Origin of the sequence: Salmonella sp. SJTUF15581 (assembly GCF_043356775.1) — a bacterium.
Classification (GTDB): Bacteria; Pseudomonadota; Gammaproteobacteria; order Enterobacterales; family Enterobacteriaceae; genus Salmonella; species Salmonella enterica.
In genome coordinates this window covers 79740-98028 of record NZ_JBEUJY010000014.1, presented here as the reverse complement: position 1 = coordinate 98028, position 18289 = coordinate 79740, and the positions used below count along the sequence as shown (strand labels likewise).

Annotated in this window: 16 protein-coding genes; 3 read left to right on the top strand and 13 right to left on the bottom strand. The window is 53.4% G+C overall.

Features of this window, described 5'->3' with window-relative positions; translation table 11 throughout:
* From nuoH to lrhA, 9 genes are all read right to left on the bottom strand, one after another.
* Nucleotides 1-978, bottom strand: coding sequence for an NADH-quinone oxidoreductase subunit NuoH (gene nuoH / locus ABVN36_RS20190; RefSeq protein WP_000118515.1), 978 nt, complete (start codon nucleotides 976-978; stop codon nucleotides 1-3).
* The gene (nuoG, locus tag ABVN36_RS20185) at nucleotides 975-3701 is read right to left on the bottom strand and encodes an NADH-quinone oxidoreductase subunit NuoG (protein ID WP_001518099.1); all 2727 of its coding nucleotides are present in this window, start codon (nucleotides 3699-3701) and stop codon (nucleotides 975-977) included. The genes nuoH and nuoG overlap by 4 nt, the downstream gene beginning before the upstream one ends.
* Before the next feature lie 30 nt (nucleotides 3702-3731).
* On the bottom strand, nucleotides 3732-5069 hold the full coding sequence (nuoF, locus tag ABVN36_RS20180) for an NADH-quinone oxidoreductase subunit NuoF (protein ID WP_000800048.1): 1338 nt from the start codon (nucleotides 5067-5069) through the stop codon (nucleotides 3732-3734).
* Nucleotides 5066-5566 (bottom strand): NADH-quinone oxidoreductase subunit NuoE, encoded by a 501-nt coding sequence (gene nuoE / locus ABVN36_RS20175; protein WP_000545038.1) that lies wholly within the window; start codon nucleotides 5564-5566, stop codon nucleotides 5066-5068. The genes nuoF and nuoE overlap by 4 nt, the downstream gene beginning before the upstream one ends.
* Nucleotides 5567-5568: 2 nt before the next feature.
* Nucleotides 5569-7371 carry an NADH-quinone oxidoreductase subunit C/D gene (gene nuoC / locus ABVN36_RS20170; protein ID WP_000247855.1) on the bottom strand — a complete coding sequence of 601 codons (1803 nt, stop codon included), beginning with the start codon at nucleotides 7369-7371 and terminating at the stop codon, nucleotides 5569-5571.
* A gap of 86 nt (nucleotides 7372-7457) precedes the next feature.
* Nucleotides 7458-8120 (bottom strand): NADH-quinone oxidoreductase subunit NuoB, encoded by a 663-nt coding sequence (gene nuoB, locus ABVN36_RS20165; protein ID WP_000386728.1) that lies wholly within the window; start codon nucleotides 8118-8120, stop codon nucleotides 7458-7460.
* A gap of 15 nt (nucleotides 8121-8135) precedes the next feature.
* A complete protein-coding gene (gene nuoA, locus ABVN36_RS20160; RefSeq protein ID WP_000062993.1) occupies nucleotides 8136-8579 on the bottom strand; it encodes an NADH-quinone oxidoreductase subunit NuoA in 444 nt (147 codons plus the stop codon).
* Nucleotides 8580-8973: 394 nt separating this feature from the next.
* Nucleotides 8974-9126 carry a hypothetical protein gene (locus ABVN36_RS20155; protein WP_001121022.1) on the bottom strand — a complete coding sequence of 51 codons (153 nt, stop codon included), beginning with the start codon at nucleotides 9124-9126 and terminating at the stop codon, nucleotides 8974-8976.
* Between the two features lie 79 nt (nucleotides 9127-9205).
* Nucleotides 9206-10144: a transcriptional regulator LrhA gene (gene lrhA, locus ABVN36_RS20150; protein ID WP_000606288.1), complete on the bottom strand. Its 939-nt coding sequence runs from the start codon at nucleotides 10142-10144 to the stop codon at nucleotides 9206-9208.
* 931 nt (nucleotides 10145-11075) lie between these two features.
* On the opposite strand from lrhA, the gene alaA reads away from it, so the two are divergent.
* A complete protein-coding gene (gene alaA, locus ABVN36_RS20145; protein ID WP_000074540.1) occupies nucleotides 11076-12290 on the top strand; it encodes an alanine transaminase AlaA in 1215 nt (404 codons plus the stop codon).
* Between the two features lie 93 nt (nucleotides 12291-12383).
* Nucleotides 12384-12983: a 5'-deoxynucleotidase gene (yfbR, locus tag ABVN36_RS20140; RefSeq protein WP_000813882.1), complete on the top strand. Its 600-nt coding sequence runs from the start codon at nucleotides 12384-12386 to the stop codon at nucleotides 12981-12983.
* Between the two features lie 90 nt (nucleotides 12984-13073).
* Here yfbR and ABVN36_RS20135 read toward each other — a convergent pair whose 3' ends face one another.
* The 4 genes from ABVN36_RS20135 to yfbV form a co-directional block, all read right to left on the bottom strand.
* The gene (locus ABVN36_RS20135; protein WP_001012857.1) at nucleotides 13074-14900 is read right to left on the bottom strand and encodes an SLC13 family permease; all 1827 of its coding nucleotides are present in this window, start codon (nucleotides 14898-14900) and stop codon (nucleotides 13074-13076) included.
* Between the two features lie 76 nt (nucleotides 14901-14976).
* Entirely contained in the window at nucleotides 14977-15654 is a 678-nt protein-coding gene (locus ABVN36_RS20130; RefSeq protein WP_001555201.1) for a sugar phosphatase, read from the bottom strand.
* Nucleotides 15647-16141 carry a YfbU family protein gene (locus ABVN36_RS20125; protein WP_000426135.1) on the bottom strand — a complete coding sequence of 165 codons (495 nt, stop codon included), beginning with the start codon at nucleotides 16139-16141 and terminating at the stop codon, nucleotides 15647-15649. The genes ABVN36_RS20130 and ABVN36_RS20125 overlap by 8 nt, the downstream gene beginning before the upstream one ends.
* A gap of 82 nt (nucleotides 16142-16223) precedes the next feature.
* Nucleotides 16224-16679, bottom strand: a complete 456-nt coding sequence (gene yfbV / locus ABVN36_RS20120) for a terminus macrodomain insulation protein YfbV (protein ID WP_000106617.1) — start codon at nucleotides 16677-16679, stop codon at nucleotides 16224-16226.
* Between the two features lie 339 nt (nucleotides 16680-17018).
* Here yfbV and ackA point away from each other — a divergent pair, with 339 nt between their 5' ends.
* Nucleotides 17019-18221, top strand: coding sequence for an acetate kinase (ackA, locus tag ABVN36_RS20115; RefSeq protein WP_000095689.1), 1203 nt, complete (start codon nucleotides 17019-17021; stop codon nucleotides 18219-18221).
* Nucleotides 18222-18289 lie beyond the last annotated feature (68 nt).

The following is an 18289-nucleotide window of genomic DNA, read 5'->3' as shown; positions in this document are numbered from 1 at the left end:
TTATTGCGCCTGCCACAGAATGACAGCCGCCGTTACCAGCAAGTTGATGAGCGTCAGCGGCAGGCAAACTTTCCAGCCGAAGGACATTACCTGGTCATAACGCGGACGCGGTAACGACGCACGAATCAAAATGAACATCATCATGAAGAACGCGGTTTTCAGCGCGAACCAGACGAATGGCGGTAAGAACGGGCCATGCCAGCCACCGAAGAACAGCGTTACCATCAGCGCGGAAACGGTGACGATACCGATGTACTCCCCCACGAAGAACAGACCGAATTTCATACCGGAATATTCGATGTGGTAACCGTCCGCCAGTTCCTGCTCGGCTTCCGGCTGGTCAAACGGGTGACGGTGACAGACCGCTACGCCCGCGATGGCGAAAGTAACAAACCCAAAGAATTGCGGAATCACGTTCCACAGATGCGCCTGGTTATTGACGATATCGGTCATATTAAATGAACCGGCCTGCGCCACCACGCCCATCAGGGAAAGACCAAGAAACACTTCGTAGCTCACCGTTTGGGCAGACGCGCGCATCGCGCCGAGCAGCGAGTATTTGTTGTTACTCGACCACCCGGCAAACAGCACCGCGTAAACCGCCAGACCGGCCATCATCAGGAAGAACAGAATCCCGATGTTTAAATCGGCCACCACCCAATTAGGGCTAACCGGCACAATGGCGAAGGAGAGTAACAGCGAAGTAAACGCGATCATCGGCGCCAGGGTAAAGATGACGCGATCCGAGAATTTCGGGATCCAGTCTTCTTTAAAGAACATCTTGATCATATCCGCGACCAGCTGGAGCGAGCCGCCCCAGCCAACGCGGTTTGGTCCATAACGGTTCTGGAACAGACCCAGCAGACGACGTTCGCCAAAGCTCATGAAGGCCCCGCAGGTGACGACCACCAGCAGAATCACCACCGCTTTGAGAATGCTCAGCAGGATCTCAATCAGATCCGGTGTAATCCAACTCATTGTTGCGCCTCCCGCAGATCTTCAAGACGCGCGCCAGCCAGAACCGGCGCGATGCCAGGCATACCCATCGGCAGCCCTACCTGCCCTGCCGCTAACCCTTCAGAGATTTCAACCGGCAGCGTCACCGTATTGCCATCGTAGCTAAAGGAGACGCGCGTCCCGGCATTGACGCCCAACTTCGCGGCATCCGCCGGGTTAAGTTTGATATACGGCTGCGGCATACGGCTCTGGAAGACCGGAGAACGCTGAGACAATTCGTCGCTGCCAAACAGGTGGTAATACGGCGCAATACGCCACTGACCGTCCTGCGCCTGGAAGCTTGCCGGCACGGTAGTGAAATAATCCAGACCGCCCTCAGTCGCTTCAATCAAACGCACGCCCGGATCGCCGTGACGCAGTTTGCCGCCCACTTCATCCTGGAATTTGTTCCACGCCTGCGGGGAGTTCCAGCCCGGTGCCCAGGCGAACGGAATTTCAGATCGCGGGGCAGTCGGTTGGTTATTCCCTTCCATTGAGAAGGCGAACATGGTGTCTTTATCCTGCGGCTGACGTGGTTCATGCACGCTGATATTGGCGCGCATCGCCGTACGACCGCTGTAACGATGCGGTTCGCGCGCCAGCTTCTGCCCACGAATGCGGAAGGTCGCATCCGGCGCGGCGTCTTTAATGCCGGCAAATTGCGGCATGGCGGCAATGACCGCGTCGATCACGTGGTCAAGCTGAGTCCAGTCCACTTCGCGGTTTTCGACGGTGCTGTGCAGCGAATGCAGCCAGCGCCAGCTTTCCAGCATAATCGTCTTGTTATCGTAGTAGGCCGGATCATAAACCTGGAAGAAGCGCTGCGCGCGGCCTTCGTTGTTGATGACCGTACCATCGCTTTCGGCGAAGCTTGCCGCGGAAAGCACCAGATGCGCGTTTTCCATAATCGCCGTGCGCTGATGGTCAACCACCATCACCAGCGGCGCTTTGGCGAGCGCAGCGTTCACGCGCGTAGCGCTTGCATGACGGTGGAGATCGTTTTCCAGCACCACCACCGCGTCCGCACTGCCGGTTTCCAGCTCGCCCAGCGCATCATCAAGCGAACCGCCGCCCATCATACCCAGCCCCATGCTGTTCACGGAGCGGGCAATCATAGTAATACCGACGTCGGCGCCACGGCCTTTCAGCGCTTTCGCCACGTTAGCGGCCGCCTGAATCACCTCACTGCTACCGGCGTTAGTGCCGGAGATAATCAGCGGTTTTTTCGCGCCGGCCAACGCCTGCACAATGACATCAATTTTGTTTTGCAAGTCGCTGTCGATACCGTCAACCGCAGGCGCTGTATTGTCCAGCGCATGGGCAATCGCAAAGCCCAGGCGCGCCTGATCTTCCACCGGCGCGCGATAAGTCCAGGCGGCGATATCATCCAGACGGGTGTCGTCCACGTTAGTCACGAACAGCGGATGTTTGGCACGCTGGCCGATGTTAAGGATGGCCGCAATCTGCCAGTCGGCCACTTTCTGCGCCGCCGCCATTTCACGCGCTTTACCTTTCACCGCCTGGCGTACCGCCAGCGCAACGCGCGCGCCGGTCTGAGTGACATCCTCACCCAAGACCAGTACCGCGTCATAAGATTCGATCTCCCGCAGCGCCGGGGTGTAAATTCCGCCTTCACGCAGCACTTTCAGCGCCAGTTGCAGACGTTCCTGCTCGCCGCGCGCGATACCGGTGTAGAAGTTTTCCGCACCAACCAGCTCACGCAGCGCAAAGTTGCTCTCAATGCTGGCGCGTGGCGAACCGATACCGATCACTTTCTTCGACTGGCGCAGAATATCCGCCGCGCCCTGCATCGCCTGCTCGGCGTTGAGAGTAATAAAGTCATCGCCACGACGCTGAACCGGCTGACGCGGGCGGTCTTTCAGGTTCACATAGCCATAGCCGAAACGACCGCGGTCACAGAGGAAGTAATGGTTAACGGTACCGTTGTAACGGTTTTCGATACGGCGCAGTTCGCCATAGCGCTCGCCCGGGCTGATGTTACAGCCGATGGAACACTGCTGGCAGATGCTCGGCGCAAACTGCATGTCCCATTTACGGTTGTAACGCTCGGAGTGCGTTTTATCGGTGAAGACGCCGGTCGGGCAAATCTCGACCAGGTTACCGGAGAATTCGCTTTCCAGCGTACCGTCTTCCGGACGCCCGAAGTAGACGTTGTCGTGCGCGCCATAGACGCCCAGATCGGTGCCGTCAGCATAATCTTTGTAGTAACGCACACAACGGTAGCAGGCGATGCAGCGGTTCATTTCGTGAGAGATGAACGGCCCCAGATCCTGATTGCGGTGGGTACGTTTGGTGAAACGGTAGCGACGGAAACTGTGCCCCGTCATCACGGTCATATCCTGAAGATGGCAGTTACCGCCCTCTTCACAAACCGGACAGTCGTGCGGGTGGTTAGTCATCAGCCACTCCACCACGCTTTCACGGAACTGTTTCGCTTCTTCGTCGTCAATAGAGATAAAGGTACCGTCGGTGGCTGGCGTCATACAGGACATCACCAGGCGACCACGCGTATCTTCCGCGTTTTGGTATTGCTTCACCGCACACTGGCGGCAAGCACCGACGCTTCCCAGCGCCGGGTGCCAGCAAAAATACGGAATATCAAGGCCGAGGGACAGACATGCCTGTAGCAGGTTGTCCGCGCCGTTGACCTCGTATTCTTTGCCGTCTACATGAATCGTAGCCATTAGCATGCTTCCAAATTAAAAATCGTTAACTCACCAGCGCTCTTTGAGCAGGTTCGGCTGAATACCATTGATTAAATGGGTATTGCTGAACGGCTGCTTGATGCCAGCTTCGAATTCTTCGCGGAAATACTTAATTGCGCTTTGCAGTGGCTCAACCGCGCCCGGCGCATGCGCGCAGAAGGTTTTACCCGGTCCGAGGAAACGACACAGTTGCTCAAGTGTCTCGATATCCCCCGGCTGGCCTTCGCCACGCTCCAGCGCGCGCAGAATTTTCACGCTCCACGGCAACCCGTCGCGGCATGGCGTACACCAGCCGCAGGATTCGCGGGCAAAGAACTCTTCCAGGTTACGCACCAGCGACACCATGCCGATTTCGTGGTCTACCGCCATCGCCAGCGCGGTGCCCAGACGGCTGCCTGCTTTACCGATGCTTTCAAACTCCATCGGCAGGTCAAGATGCGCCTCGGTCAGGAAGTCGGTTCCCGCCCCGCCCGGCTGCCAGGCTTTGAATTTCAGGCCATCGCGCATACCGCCCGCGTAGTCTTCGAGGATCTCGCGCGCGGTGGTGCCGAACGGTAATTCCCACAGACCCGGATTCTTCACGCGGCCCGAGAAGCCCATCAGCTTAGTACCCGCATCTTTGCTCTTCGAGATGTTCTGGTACCACTCCACGCCGTTGGCGAGGATTGCCGGGACGTTGCACAACGTTTCGACGTTATTCACACAGGTCGGCTTGCCCCATACGCCGGAGGTCGCCGGGAAGGGCGGCTTGGAACGCGGGTTCGCACGGCGGCCTTCGAGGGAGTTAATCAGCGCCGTTTCTTCACCACAGATGTAACGCCCTGCTCCGGTGTGGACAAACAGTTCAAAGTCGAACCCGGTGCCCATGATATTTTTGCCAAGCAGCCCGGCCTCGGTGGCTTCAGCAATCGCACGGCGCAGATGTACAGCCGCTTCGATATATTCGCCGCGCAGGAAGATGTAACCACGATACGCTTTCAGCGCGAACGCGGAGATCAGCATGCCTTCCACCAGCAGGTGCGGCAGCTGTTCCATCAGCAGACGGTCTTTATAGGTGCCCGGTTCCATTTCATCGGCGTTACACAGCAGGTAACGGATGTTCATGGATTCATCTTTCGGCATCAGGCTCCACTTCAGACCGGTGGAAAAGCCCGCGCCGCCGCGCCCTTTCAGACCGGCGTCTTTTACCTGGCTGACGATTTCATCCGGAGACAGGCCGGTCAGCGCCTTACGCGCGCCTTCGTAGCCGTTTTTGCTACGATATTCATCCAGCCAGACCGGCTGTTTGTCATCGCGCAGACGCCAGGTCAGCGGATGGGTTTCGGGAGTACGGATAACGTTTTTCATTTATACCGCTCCAGTAGTTCAGGAATGGCTTCCGGGGTCAGATGGCTGTGAGTATCCTCATCAATCATCATGTTCGGCCCTTTATCGCAATTCCCCAGGCAGCAGGTCGGCAGCAGCGTAAAGCGACCATCAAAGGTCGTCTGCCCCGGTTTGATGTTGAGATTTTTTTCCAGCGCGGCCTGAATCCCCTGATAGCCGGTGATATGGCACACCACGCTGTCGCAGTAGCGAATCACGTGGCGACCGACCGGCTGACGGAAAATCTGGCTGTAGAATGTGGCGACGCCTTCGACGTCGCTCGCCGGAATACCCAGCACATCGGCAATAGCGTAGATCGCGCCGTCCGGCACCCAGCCACGCTGCTTTTGAACGATTTTCAGCGCTTCAATGGACGCCGCACGCGGGTCTTCGTAGTGGTGCTTCTCGTGCTCTATCGCTTCACGCTCTGCCGCACTCAGCTCAAAAGCCTCGGTTTGTGGTTGTTGATTCTCGTGCATAATTAGCGGTCCACATCTGACATAACAAAATCGATACTACCCAGATAGACAATCAGGTCGGAGACCAGGCTACCGCGGATCGCCGAGGGAATCTGCTGCAGGTGCGCAAAGCTCGGCGTGCGCACGCGGGTACGGTAGCTCATAGTGCTGCCGTCGCTGGTCAGGTAGTAACTGTTAATCCCCTTCGTCGCTTCCACCATCTGGAAGGACTCCTGCGCCGGCATCACCGGGCCCCAGGAGACCTGCAGGAAGTGGGTGATCAGGGTTTCGATATGTTGCAGCGTGCGCTCTTTCGGCGGCGGCGTGGTCAGCGGGTGATCCGCTTTGAACGGGCCTTCCGGCATGTTATCGAGGCACTGCTGAAGAATGCGCAGACTCTGGCGCAGCTCTTCCACTTTCAGCATCACGCGGGTATAGCAGTCGGAAACGCCGCCGCCCACCGGCACTTCAAAGTCAAAGTTTTCGTAGCCAGAGTATGGACGCCATTTACGTACGTCGAAGTCGATCCCGGTCGCGCGCAGCCCTGCGCCGGTGGTGCCCCACTCCAGCGCCTCTTTCGCGCCGTAAGCGGCAACGCCCTGCGAACGCCCTTTCAGAATGGTGTTACGCAGCGCGGCTTTCTCGTAAGAATCCAGACGCTTCGGCATCCACTCAAGGAACTCTCGCAGCAGGCGATCCCAACCGCGCGGCAAGTCGTGCGCGACGCCGCCGATACGGAACCAGGCCGGGTGCATACGGAAACCGGTAATGGCTTCCACCAGGTCATAAATTTTCTGCCGGTCGGTAAAGGCAAAGAAGACCGGCGTCATCGCGCCGACGTCCTGAATAAAGGTCGAGATGTACAGCAGATGACTGTTAATGCGGAACAGTTCGGAGAGCATCACGCGGATGACGTTCACCCGATCCGGGACGGTGATCCCTGCCAACTTTTCTACCGCCAGCACGTACGGCATTTCATTGACGCAACCACCGAGGTATTCGATACGGTCGGTATAGGGAATGTAGCTATGCCAGGACTGTCGCTCGCCCATTTTTTCGGCGCCGCGGTGGTGATAGCCAATATCCGGCACGCAGTCGACGATTTCTTCACCGTCAAGTTGCAGGATAATACGAAACGCACCGTGCGCAGACGGGTGGTTCGGGCCGAGGTTGAGGAACATAAAGTCCTCGTTGTCAGTCCCGCGCTTCATCCCCCAGTCTTCCGGCTTAAAGGTCAGCGCTTCCATCTCCAGATCCTGCTTGGCTTTGGTCAGCTCAAACGGGTCGAATTCGGTCGCGCGCGCCGGATAATCTTTACGCAGCGGATGGCCTTCCCAGGTTTGCGGCATCATGATGCGCGTCAGGTGCGGGTGGCCTTCGATATCAATACCAAACATCTCCCAGGTCTCACGCTCGTACCAGTTGGCGTTAGGGAAAAGTTTAGTGAAGGTCGGCACGCGCAGGTCGTTTTCAGACAACGCCACCTTGAGCATGATATCGCGATTACGCTCAATGGAAATCAGGTGGTAGAAAACGGAAAAATCCGCGGCGGGTAACCCGTCACGGTGCGTACGCAGGCGTTCATCCATGCCGTGTAAGTCAAACAGCATGACGTAAGGTTTCGGCAGTTTCTTTAAGAAATCGCCAACCTCCAGTAGTTGTTCACGCTTGACCCAAACAACGGGGATACCGGTGCGGGTCGCCTGAACGGTAAAGGCATCCGGCCCAAAACGGTTGCGCAGTTCGCCGATAACCGGATCATCAAGATGATCGCGGGTACTCCATGCAGCGTCTTGCGCGGTTAAGTCGGTCATATTGTTCACCATTGCAAATGGTCCGTGGTGGTCGGCAGTGCTTCGCGCTATTAAAATAGTGGTTAGCGAAGTGAAGTGCTGCTGCCGACAGGCGCAAATTAAATCTCGTCCGGGGTACGCAGGTTCGTGACGGCAATACGCTCGCCGCGTTTACGTTCGCGTTCTGGCTGCATATTGGCGCGATACACGCCCTGATCGCCCACCACCCATGAGAGCGGACGGCGCTCTTTGCCAATCGATTCTTGCAGCAGCATCAACGCCTGCATATACGCTTCCGGACGCGGCGGACAGCCAGGGATATACACATCCACCGGGATGAACTTATCAACGCCCTGCACTACCGAATAAATATCGTACATGCCGCCGGAGTTGGCGCAGGCGCCCATAGAAATGACCCATTTTGGCTCCAGCATTTGGTCATACAGACGCTGAATAACCGGGGCCATTTTGGTAAAGCAGGTACCGGCCACCACCATCAGGTCAGCCTGACGTGGCGACGCACGCAGCACTTCCGCGCCGAAACGGGCAACGTCATGCACTGCGGTAAAAGAGGTCACCATCTCTACATAGCAGCAAGAAAGGCCGAAGTTGTAGGGCCAAATTGAGTTTTTACGGCCCCAGTTAACCATGTCATGCAGTTTGCCCATGAACACGTTTTTGTTAACTTCCTGCTCCAGGGGGTCGGTTACGATCTCCTGTTTTTGCAGGGGGTAACGGTCATTCTCACCGTTAGGATCTATGCGGGTGAGCGTATAATCCATCTTAATGCCTCGCGGTTAGCGTTGACGATTAGCGATACTGTTCGTTTCCGGGTTCATACGCTCGCGGCGTGAACGCGCGGGCGTCCAGTCCAACGCGCCAATACGCGCCAGATAAACCAGACCAGCCAGTAACACAAAAATAAAAATTGCAGCTTCCACAAAGCCAACCCAGCCGCTTTCGCGGATAGAAGTCGACCATGCGAACAGATACAGCGCTTCAACGTCGAAGATAACGAAGAACATGGCTACCAGGTAAAACTTGGCAGATAGGCGTAAGCGGGCGGTGCCGACCGAGTCGATACCTGATTCAAACGGAACGTTCTTGTGCCTCGCGCGTGCGCGACCGCCCAAAAACCAACCGCCTACCAGCATCAGGCAGCACAGGCCAATGGCAACGATAAGAAAGATAGCGAATGCCCAGTGATGAGCGATGACTTCAGTGGATGTTGACATACTCATTGCTTACTCATCAAAAGTAGCGCCAGTTCCTCTGCTCTTTACGGCAGATGGACGCCACATCGATTCATGGGGAGGAATAAAAAAAACCCTACAATTACTGTAGAAAATGATAAAAACAGCTAATTGATGTGGTTTTTTACTCCTTTCTATAACCTTTTGTCAACTTTAACAAAAGTTCCTTCACATTAATTTACATCAATTCATCATCATTAACATTAAGTGCCATCCTGGAGAAAATGACTCTTCGACCAGGGGGGATTTTATGTTGTTGAATCGTGTCCGTTGTGAAGCAAAAGAAATAACACACACCTATTTTGACAGGAATTTGTGAAGATGCCTCCCCCTAAATGGGAGTATTTTCTTGATCTGTGACACGCTTTTGTTAATTCACCCCCTAAAACAGCAACAATTTCTCTAGTTTTTTAACATGCAAATTCATAAAATGGATGTTCTGGTTATTTTTTACCCACATTGAACTGCGAATCGCTACTGGCTGATTTACCGCAACTTTTACAATTTGTGCGGTTAAGCGCGTACAGATGGGCACAAAAAAAGAGCCACTGAGCGTTTTTTCATCGCCAGCGGCTCTTTTTTACATTTACGACTTAGCGCCTTTTGCCTGCGAGCTACTCAAAACCCCCTTCCACCATCAGCGGATCATCTCCGCCCTCTGCAGAAAACTGGTTGTAATGCCATGGGTTTTGATAGCTTTCCATCGCATGGAAAATCACCATCGCCAGCTCGTTCTGGCTATTGGGATCGCGGCACAACAGATATTCCGTATCCGGCAAAGGCGGTAATCCGTCTGCGGCGCCCAGCACGCGAAGGTCGGGACTCATCATTTCGACAGGTCGAGCCGTTACGCCAAGACCGGCTTTAACGGCCGCGCGTACCGCCGGTAATGTAGACGCCACATAGGCCAGCCGCCAGGGAATACCCGCTGCATTTAGCGTCTCCAGCACCATATCGCGGAATGGGCTGGGATCGTCCAGCAGGACTAATGGTACGGGCTCTCCCCTTTGCAAAACATACTCAGCCGCACAATACCAATGGGTGGGCGAAGTCCGCAAATTCAGACAGTCCAGCGAATGAGGTTGGTTAGTCGTCACCACCAAATCTACTTCCTGCGATTTAACCATGTCCACCATATAGGCGTTGCGTTTTACCCGTACATCAAGCGCGAGTTTCGGATAAACCGAGCTGATTCGGCTAAGCAAAAAAGGCAGGATAGTATCAGCTGATTCATCAGAAGCGCCGATTGTTAACACTCCCTGAAGATTACTGAACATTAATGATGAACACGCCTCATCATTAAAACGCAGGATTTTTCTGGCGTACCCCAGAAGCTGGATACCGTGTTCGGTCAAAAGTTTGTTACGACCATGGCGGGCGAACAATTCCTTTCCCACGAGTTGCTCAAGACGCTGCATTTGCTGACTGACCGCAGACTGAGTACGACATACCGCCGCCGCCGCCGCGGCGAAGGTGTTCAGATCGGCAACGGCCACGAACGTTCTCAGCAGATCGAGATCGAGGTTAATTATCGGACGATTTGCATTTATCATAATTTTTCACTTACTGGCGGGTCATATCGGGCTGACCTGGTTAATGCTGTGCATTCAGAAACAAGCAATTCCATTTGTAATGTGCATCCTTCGCAGTACCGCCTGGTTACCCAGGTAAATGTTAGAATGTAATTGAAAATACGACCAAAACACTTCTCTTACTTACTGATATAATACCAAATGCAACTGATCGGGATATATCAAAGAGAATGTGTCATACCTTTAGGCGTCTACAGATTTCTGCTAATGATGGACGTGTAAATCTTGTAACAGCGTCAAATAGTTTACCGAGACGCACAGATACAAAAACGATATATTGAACAATAGGTTATGTATAAAATCGCGTCATGAAAATTAGCAGACAACGCAGACTACGCCCCCGTTTCGGATCATTATCTTAACCTAAAACCGCTATATTTATAAGTATTATTACGAATAATCTTAACCTGAGATATGTTATACTAATCGGACCAGAAAGATATTATTACGACTTTAGTAAATGCTTTTTAAATATTAAATAATAATTAATTAAGATTTCTACCATTCATTAATTATACTTAACAATAGTTTCACACCCCCCGCCGCCGGAAAGGTCTAACCTTCTCATTTTACCTTTAATACTCAGTATTTCCGAAATAGCCAGCGCGACACTAATGATGAATGCTTATCTCTCATAAAACAGATAATTTCTGACAACATAAAAAACCACATTACGCGCAATCACATAGAACAAAACACTATACATAGAGACAAAAATAGAAAATGCATCTAACTAAGTGATTTTATGAAGTTTTAAACAGTACGAAAGCGCGTTAAAAATAAACAAAATCTTCTTCTGTTCACTCTTCAAAACTCACCGTCGTGGGAGTACATTGTTTCGTGCTGACTTCCACGGCAGGGAGTGGCAATAACAGCTAAAAGGTCAAGATTCATGTCCCCCATTGAAAAATCCAGCAAACTCGAAAATGTCTGTTATGACATTCGTGGCCCCGTTCTGAAAGAAGCGAAACGCCTTGAGGAAGAAGGTAATAAAGTTCTTAAACTGAATATCGGCAACCCCGCCCCCTTCGGATTCGAAGCGCCGGACGAAATTCTGGTCGATGTCATTCGTAATTTGCCGACGGCGCAAGGATATTGCGACTCGAAAGGGCTTTATTCCGCCCGTAAAGCGATTATGCAGCATTATCAGGCCCGTGGAATGCGCGATGTAACCGTGGAAGATATCTATATCGGTAACGGCGTTTCCGAGCTGATCGTTCAGGCGATGCAGGCGTTGCTTAACAGTGGCGATGAAATGCTGGTTCCCGCGCCCGATTATCCGTTATGGACAGCGGCGGTATCGCTCTCCAGCGGCAAGGCGGTACATTATCTTTGCGATGAATCTTCCGACTGGTTCCCGGACCTTGACGATATCCGCGCCAAAATCACCCCACGTACGCGTGGTATTGTCATTATTAATCCAAACAACCCTACTGGCGCCGTCTATTCTAAAGAATTGTTGATGGAAATTGTCAACATTGCGCGCGAGCATAATCTCATCATCTTCGCCGATGAAATTTATGACAAGATTCTCTATGACGATGCCGAGCATCACTCTATCGCCGCACTGGCGCCTGATCTGCTGACCATCACCTTTAATGGTTTGTCTAAAACCTATCGCGTCGCCGGCTTCCGCCAGGGCTGGATGGTGCTGAACGGGCCGAAAAAACATGCGAAAGGCTATATTGAAGGGCTGGAGATGTTAGCCTCAATGCGCCTGTGCGCCAACGTCCCGGCGCAACATGCTATTCAGACCGCGCTCGGCGGCTATCAAAGCATTAGCGAATTTATTCTGCCGGGCGGTCGACTGTATGAACAGCGTAACCGCGCCTGGGAGTTGATTAACGATATTCCCGGCGTTTCCTGCGTAAAACCGCGCGGCGCGTTGTACATGTTCCCCAGGATCGACGCTAAACGTTTTAATATTCACGACGATCAGAAGATGGTGCTGGACTTCCTGCTACAGGAAAAGGTGCTGCTGGTGCAAGGTACCGCCTTTAACTGGCCGTGGCCGGATCACTTCCGCATTGTGACGCTACCGCGTGAAGATGACCTGGAGATGGCCATCAACCGTTTTGGGCGTTTCCTCTCAGGTTACCATCAATAATCTTAAATTCAGGCTACTTCGGTAGCCTGAATTGCATCTTCATCCCCCTCCCCGCACAATGAAGTCTGCCGCAGTGAAAACAAAAGGTAATCTATGAAGCAGAGCCATTTTTTCGCCCATCTCTCCCGCATGAAGTTGATTAACCGCTGGCCGCTGATGCGTAACGTGCGTACGGAAAACGTCTCCGAACATAGTCTGCAGGTGGCGATGGTCGCCCATGCGTTGGCGGCGATAAAAAACCGTAAATTTGGCGGTCAGCTCAATGCTGAACGCATCGCGCTTCTGGCGATGTATCATGATGCCTCGGAAGTACTGACCGGCGATCTGCCGACGCCGGTAAAATATTTTAATTCCCAGATAGCTCAGGAATATAAAGCGATCGAAAAAATCGCCCAGCAAAAGCTGGTTGATATGGCGCCGGATGAATTACGCGATATTTTCGCACCGCTTATTGATGAGAATGCCTGGAGCGAAGAAGAACAGGCAATCGTAAAACAGGCCGATGCGCTTTGCGCCTACCTGAAATGCCTGGAGGAGCTCTCAGCGGGAAACAATGAGTTTGGACTGGCAAAAACGCGGCTGGAAAAAACGCTGGAATTACGTCGCAGCCAGGAGATGGACTATTTTATGGCGGTGTTCGTACCAAGTTTCCATCTCTCTCTTGACGAGATAAGCCAGGATTCACCGCTTTAGTTGCCGGATGGCGGCTAACGCCTTATCCGGCCTACCGTTCTTCCCGTAGGCCTGATAAGCGCAGCGCCATCAGGCCTTTTCCAGCCTGGGTTAAAACGGAAACAACATCGGAATCATCACAATACAAACCGCCATCACAATAAGCGTGAACGGCACGCCAAGCTTCACAAAATCGCTAAAGCTATAGTTTCCCGGCCCCAGAACCAGAGTATTGACCGGCGATGAAACCGGCGTCATAAAGGCGGCGGATGCCGCCATCGCCACCGCCATCGCAAACGGATAGGGCGACACCCCCATCGATTTCGCCGCCGCCAGCGCAATCGGCGCCATCAGCACCGCCGTTGCCGTGTTAGAAATGAACAGTCCTATGACGGCACACAGCACGAACAGGCATCCCAGCATCATATATGGCCCATAGCCGCCGCCGATATTCATTAACCCTTGCACGACCAGAGAGACGCCGCCGGTTTTTTGCAACGCCTGCGCAAACGGCATCATACCCACAATCAAGATAATACTCGGCCAGTGGATCGCTTTATATGCGCTTTCAGCATCAATACAGCGAAATTTTCCCATCAGCAGGCAGGCGATAATCGCCGCGATCGGGTTGGGAATTTCATCGGTCAACATCAGCGCCACCATCAGTACCAGGCAGAAAATGGCGTGCGGCGCCTGGCTGTGCGCAGGAGAGGCTTCGCTGACCTCGACCGGCATATTCAGCACCACAAAGTCGCGGCCTTTTTGCCCCAGCAGGCTGATTAACTTCCAGTTCCCCACAACCAGAATGATATCGCCCATCAATAACGGTTCATCGGCCAGCGATCCTTCCAGCGCGACGCCGTCGCGTTTCAGGCCGACCACATTCAGCCCGTAACGTGTACGGAAGGCGATTTCACGCACCGACTTGCCTATCAGTTCAGACTCCGGAATAAGCGAAATTTCCGCCATGCCAACATCCAAAGCCTGATCGGAAAAATATTCTCCACGCAATACCATCGGTTCCAGCAGTTGCTCGGCGCAGAACTCTCTGAGGTCAACCTCCGCCGCCGACATATCAATCAGCAGAACGTCGCGAGCGCGAAACTCCGATACGCCGTTCACATTGACGATAACCCGCCGAAAGCGCCGCCAGCGTTCAACGCCGATGACATTGGCGCCGTAACGTTCGCGCAGTTTAAGGTCGTCCAGCCGCTGTCCCACCATTGGCGAACCGGGGCGAATCGCCAGACGGCGAGCGCGCCCTGTCAGACGGTACTCGCGGATAAGATCGCGGAAAGTGCGCCGCTTACCGGCCTGTTGTCCGGGCGCATCGCCTTTTAGCATGAAGCGCATCACCAGCATATAAACAATGCCGAGCGCCAACACCACTATCCCCAGCGGCGTCACGCTAAAAAAGTTGAACCCGTGCAGGCCTTCACGCAGCAGTTCACTGTTAACCACCAGGTTCGGCGGCGTCGCCACCAGCGTCATCATTCCGCTGATAAGCCCGGCAAAACTCAGCGGCATCATCAGGCGCGAAGGCGAGGTCTGCATATGCATAGAAACGCTAAGAACAACGGGGATAAAGATCGCCACCACGCCGGTTGAACTCATGAAAGCGCCAAGTCCGGCGACGGTGATCATCAGTAAAACCAGCATTTTGATTTCACTGCTGCCCGCCATTTTAACCAGCCAGGTACCGACCACCGTCGCAACGCCGGTGCGCACGAGGCCGTCGCCAATAATAAATAAGGCGGCGATAAGAATGACATTCGGATCGCTAAAGCCGGAGAAGGCTTCCGGAAGGGTCAAGGTACCGCTAAGGACAAAAGCAACAATGACGAATAAAGCCACCGCATCCATACGTACTTTGCCCGTCGCAAACAACACGACGGCAATCGCCAGTAAAGAGAGAACCCAAATCAATTCACCGTTCACAACATATCCTTGTCAGATGAGAAGATAACGCGATTCTGCCATAAATATGCCCCGCCAAAGCGGGGCGATATCATGATCAGGTCTTTCTTAACACCACCACATCGCCGTTTGGTTGTTTAGCGACCGATAATTGCGTCAGACTATCCAACGCAAAATCAACATCCGCCAGACGCGGCGTGTCGGCCGGCGCATTGACCGCAATGACGTGGCAGCCCGCAGCCAGTCCGGACAGCACGCCAGCCGGGGCATCTTCTACTACGACGCACTCCTGAGGGGCCAGGCCAAGCAGTTGTGCGCCCAGCAAATACGCATCCGGCTCCGGTTTGCCGCGTTTGACTCGTTCGGCGGTGACAAACACCTCTGGCGCTGGAAGGCCCGCGACCTGATGGCGCGCACGCGCGACCGGCATTGAACCGGAGGTGACGATAGCCCACGGAATGCCCGCTTTATTCAGGTGATTGAGTAAATCGACTGCCCCCGGCAACGCGGTGATCCCTGCGGTTTCAGTGGCTTCTATTTGCTCCAGGCGCGTAAACTCAGCGGCAATTTCCGCCTCCGATTTACCCGCCATAAAATGCCGCAACGAGGTGATCGCCTGTTTGCCATGAATAAAGCCCAGCACCTCATCATGAGCAAGGTTAAAACGATCGGCCCAGCTACACCACGCGCGTTCGACGGCAGGTAATGAGTCAACCAACGTTCCATCCAGATCAAACAGAAAACCTTTACACTGCACGCGAGCCTCCTCAGGCATTAATGATTTGATTGATTTCATTCGCGCTCAGGTGGTACTGACGCGGGCAGGCATGCCAGACATTCAACATCCGCTGGTATTTTTCCCACATCGGCGTCTGGGCATTAAAGCCGTGTGTCCCGGCGTCAAAGTGAGTGTAGCGTCCTTCTATATTCACCATAAAACGGACATAGCCGAGGTAGCGCGCTTCTGTCGCGGCGTCAAACCCCAGGAAGGTGACGCGACGTTCGTCGATGGCTTGCGTATCTTTGAGGTTGGTCCAGGAGACGTGCAGCGCATGGTACATCTCCATAATATCGATGATGGTACGACAGGTCTCTTCCGTCAGCTCGCCAAACTCGCGATCCAGCTCGCGCATCTGCAGGCCGTAGCCGCGTTCAATAATTGTTTGTAAGCGACGGTAACGCTCGGCGTTGGTGGGATCGAGCATCGTCATCATTTTGTACTGGTTAGACAAAATCAGACGTTGCGCGTTGGTCATTTCCATTTTGAACTCCTGTATCACGCTATAGCGATGAAAAAAAGAAGGCATTGGTATGCCTTCTTTTATATGCGTAATCCGGGGTCAATTACAAATCATCCAGGAAAGTTTTATCCAGTTGTTTGAAGGCGCGCTTAAGCGTGTCAGCTAATGCCTGGTAATCCGGCTTTCCTTCTACCGGCGCCAGCGCTTGTCCAGCCTCCTGCAATTTACCGCGAACTTCGTAAAACCAGTTAAGGATTGAAGGCGGCAATGGCGTCACAGAACGTTTCCCTAACCACCATAATCCCTGCATAGGCAAGCTCAGGGCGAACAGGGCGGTCGCCACGGCCGGACCTAACTGACCGCCCAGCGCTATCTGCCAGCATAATGTAAAGACGGCGACAGGCGGCATAAATCGTATGGCATAGCGCGTCATACGAATGACGCGGTTTTCGACGAAAACGGGCGCCAGCCGCTTTTCCATCGGCCACGTCTTCGCGTAGTGCTGCCCCCGGCGAAATAAGCTAAAAAAATTTACGGAGCGATTATCCGGTGTCGACATGGCCTACCTCAACTTCACATATAAAATTTAAAAAATTTGTGCAAAACAACAACTGCGAGGGACAACGTTCAAAACATTTTGTCTTCGATACCCACTATCAGGTATCCTGTGTCGGCCTGTCAAAGGCCGGTAGTTTAAAATCATTGAGTCGTCAATATTACACATAGTATGCCATTGGCTGAAAAATACGCAAAATGGCATAGACTCAAAGGTATTTCTTCCATCATGCCCAAAAAAACTCCTGCGCATGATGTTAATCATAAATGTCAGGGCTATCATGCGCTACGCTCTATGGCTCACTGACGTTTTTTTAGCCACGTATCATAAATAGGTACTTCCATGTCGAGTAAGTTAGTACTGGTTCTGAACTGCGGTAGTTCTTCACTGAAATTTGCAATTATTGATGCAGTTAATGGTGATGAATACCTTTCTGGTTTAGCCGAATGTTTCCATCTGCCAGAAGCACGCATCAAATGGAAAATGGACGGCAGTAAACAAGAAGCGGCTTTAGGTGCAGGCGCCGCTCACAGTGAAGCGCTGAACTTTATCGTTAACACTATTCTGGCACAAAAACCAGAACTGTCTGCGCAGTTAACTGCAATTGGTCACCGTATCGTACACGGCGGCGAGAAGTATACCAGCTCCGTAGTCATTGATGAGTCCGTCATTCAGGGCATCAAAGATTCCGCCTCTTTCGCACCGCTGCATAACCCGGCTCACCTGATTGGTATCGCCGAAGCGCTGAAATCTTTCCCGCAGCTGAAAGATAAAAACGTTGCAGTATTCGACACCGCCTTCCATCAGACCATGCCGGAAGAATCTTACCTGTATGCCCTGCCGTACAGCCTGTATAAAGAACACGGCGTTCGTCGCTATGGCGCACACGGCACCAGCCACTTCTATGTAACTCAGGAAGCGGCAAAAATGCTGAACAAGCCGGTAGAAGAACTGAACATTATCACCTGCCACCTGGGCAACGGCGGTTCTGTTTCCGCTATCCGTAACGGTAAATGCGTGGATACCTCTATGGGTCTGACCCCGCTGGAAGGCCTGGTCATGGGTACCCGTTCCGGCGATATCGACCCTGCGATTATCTTCCACCTGCACGACACTCTGGGCATGAGCGTGGATCAGATCAACAAAATGCTGACCAAAGAGTCCGGTCTGCTGGGTCTGACTGAAGTGACCAGCGACTGCCGTTATGTTGAAGACAACTACGCCACCAAAGAAGACGCAAAACGTGCGATGGACGTTTACTGCCACCGCCTGGCGAAGTACATCGGTTCTTACACCGCTCTGATGGACGGTCGTCTGGATGCAGTCGTGTTCACCGGCGGTATCGGTGAAAACGCCGCGATGGTTCGCGAACTGTCTCTGGGTAAACTGGGCGTGCTGGGCTTTGAAGTCGACCACGAACGTAACCTGGCGGCCCGCTTCGGCAAATCTGGTTTCATCAACAAAGAAGGTACCCGTCCGGCGGTGGTGATCCCAACCAACGAAGAACTGGTTATCGCGCAGGACGCGAGCCGTCTGACTGCCTGATTTCACACCGCCAGCCTCGCTGGCGGTGCTGTTTTGTAACCCGTCCCCAAAAGACGGTAACGAAAGAG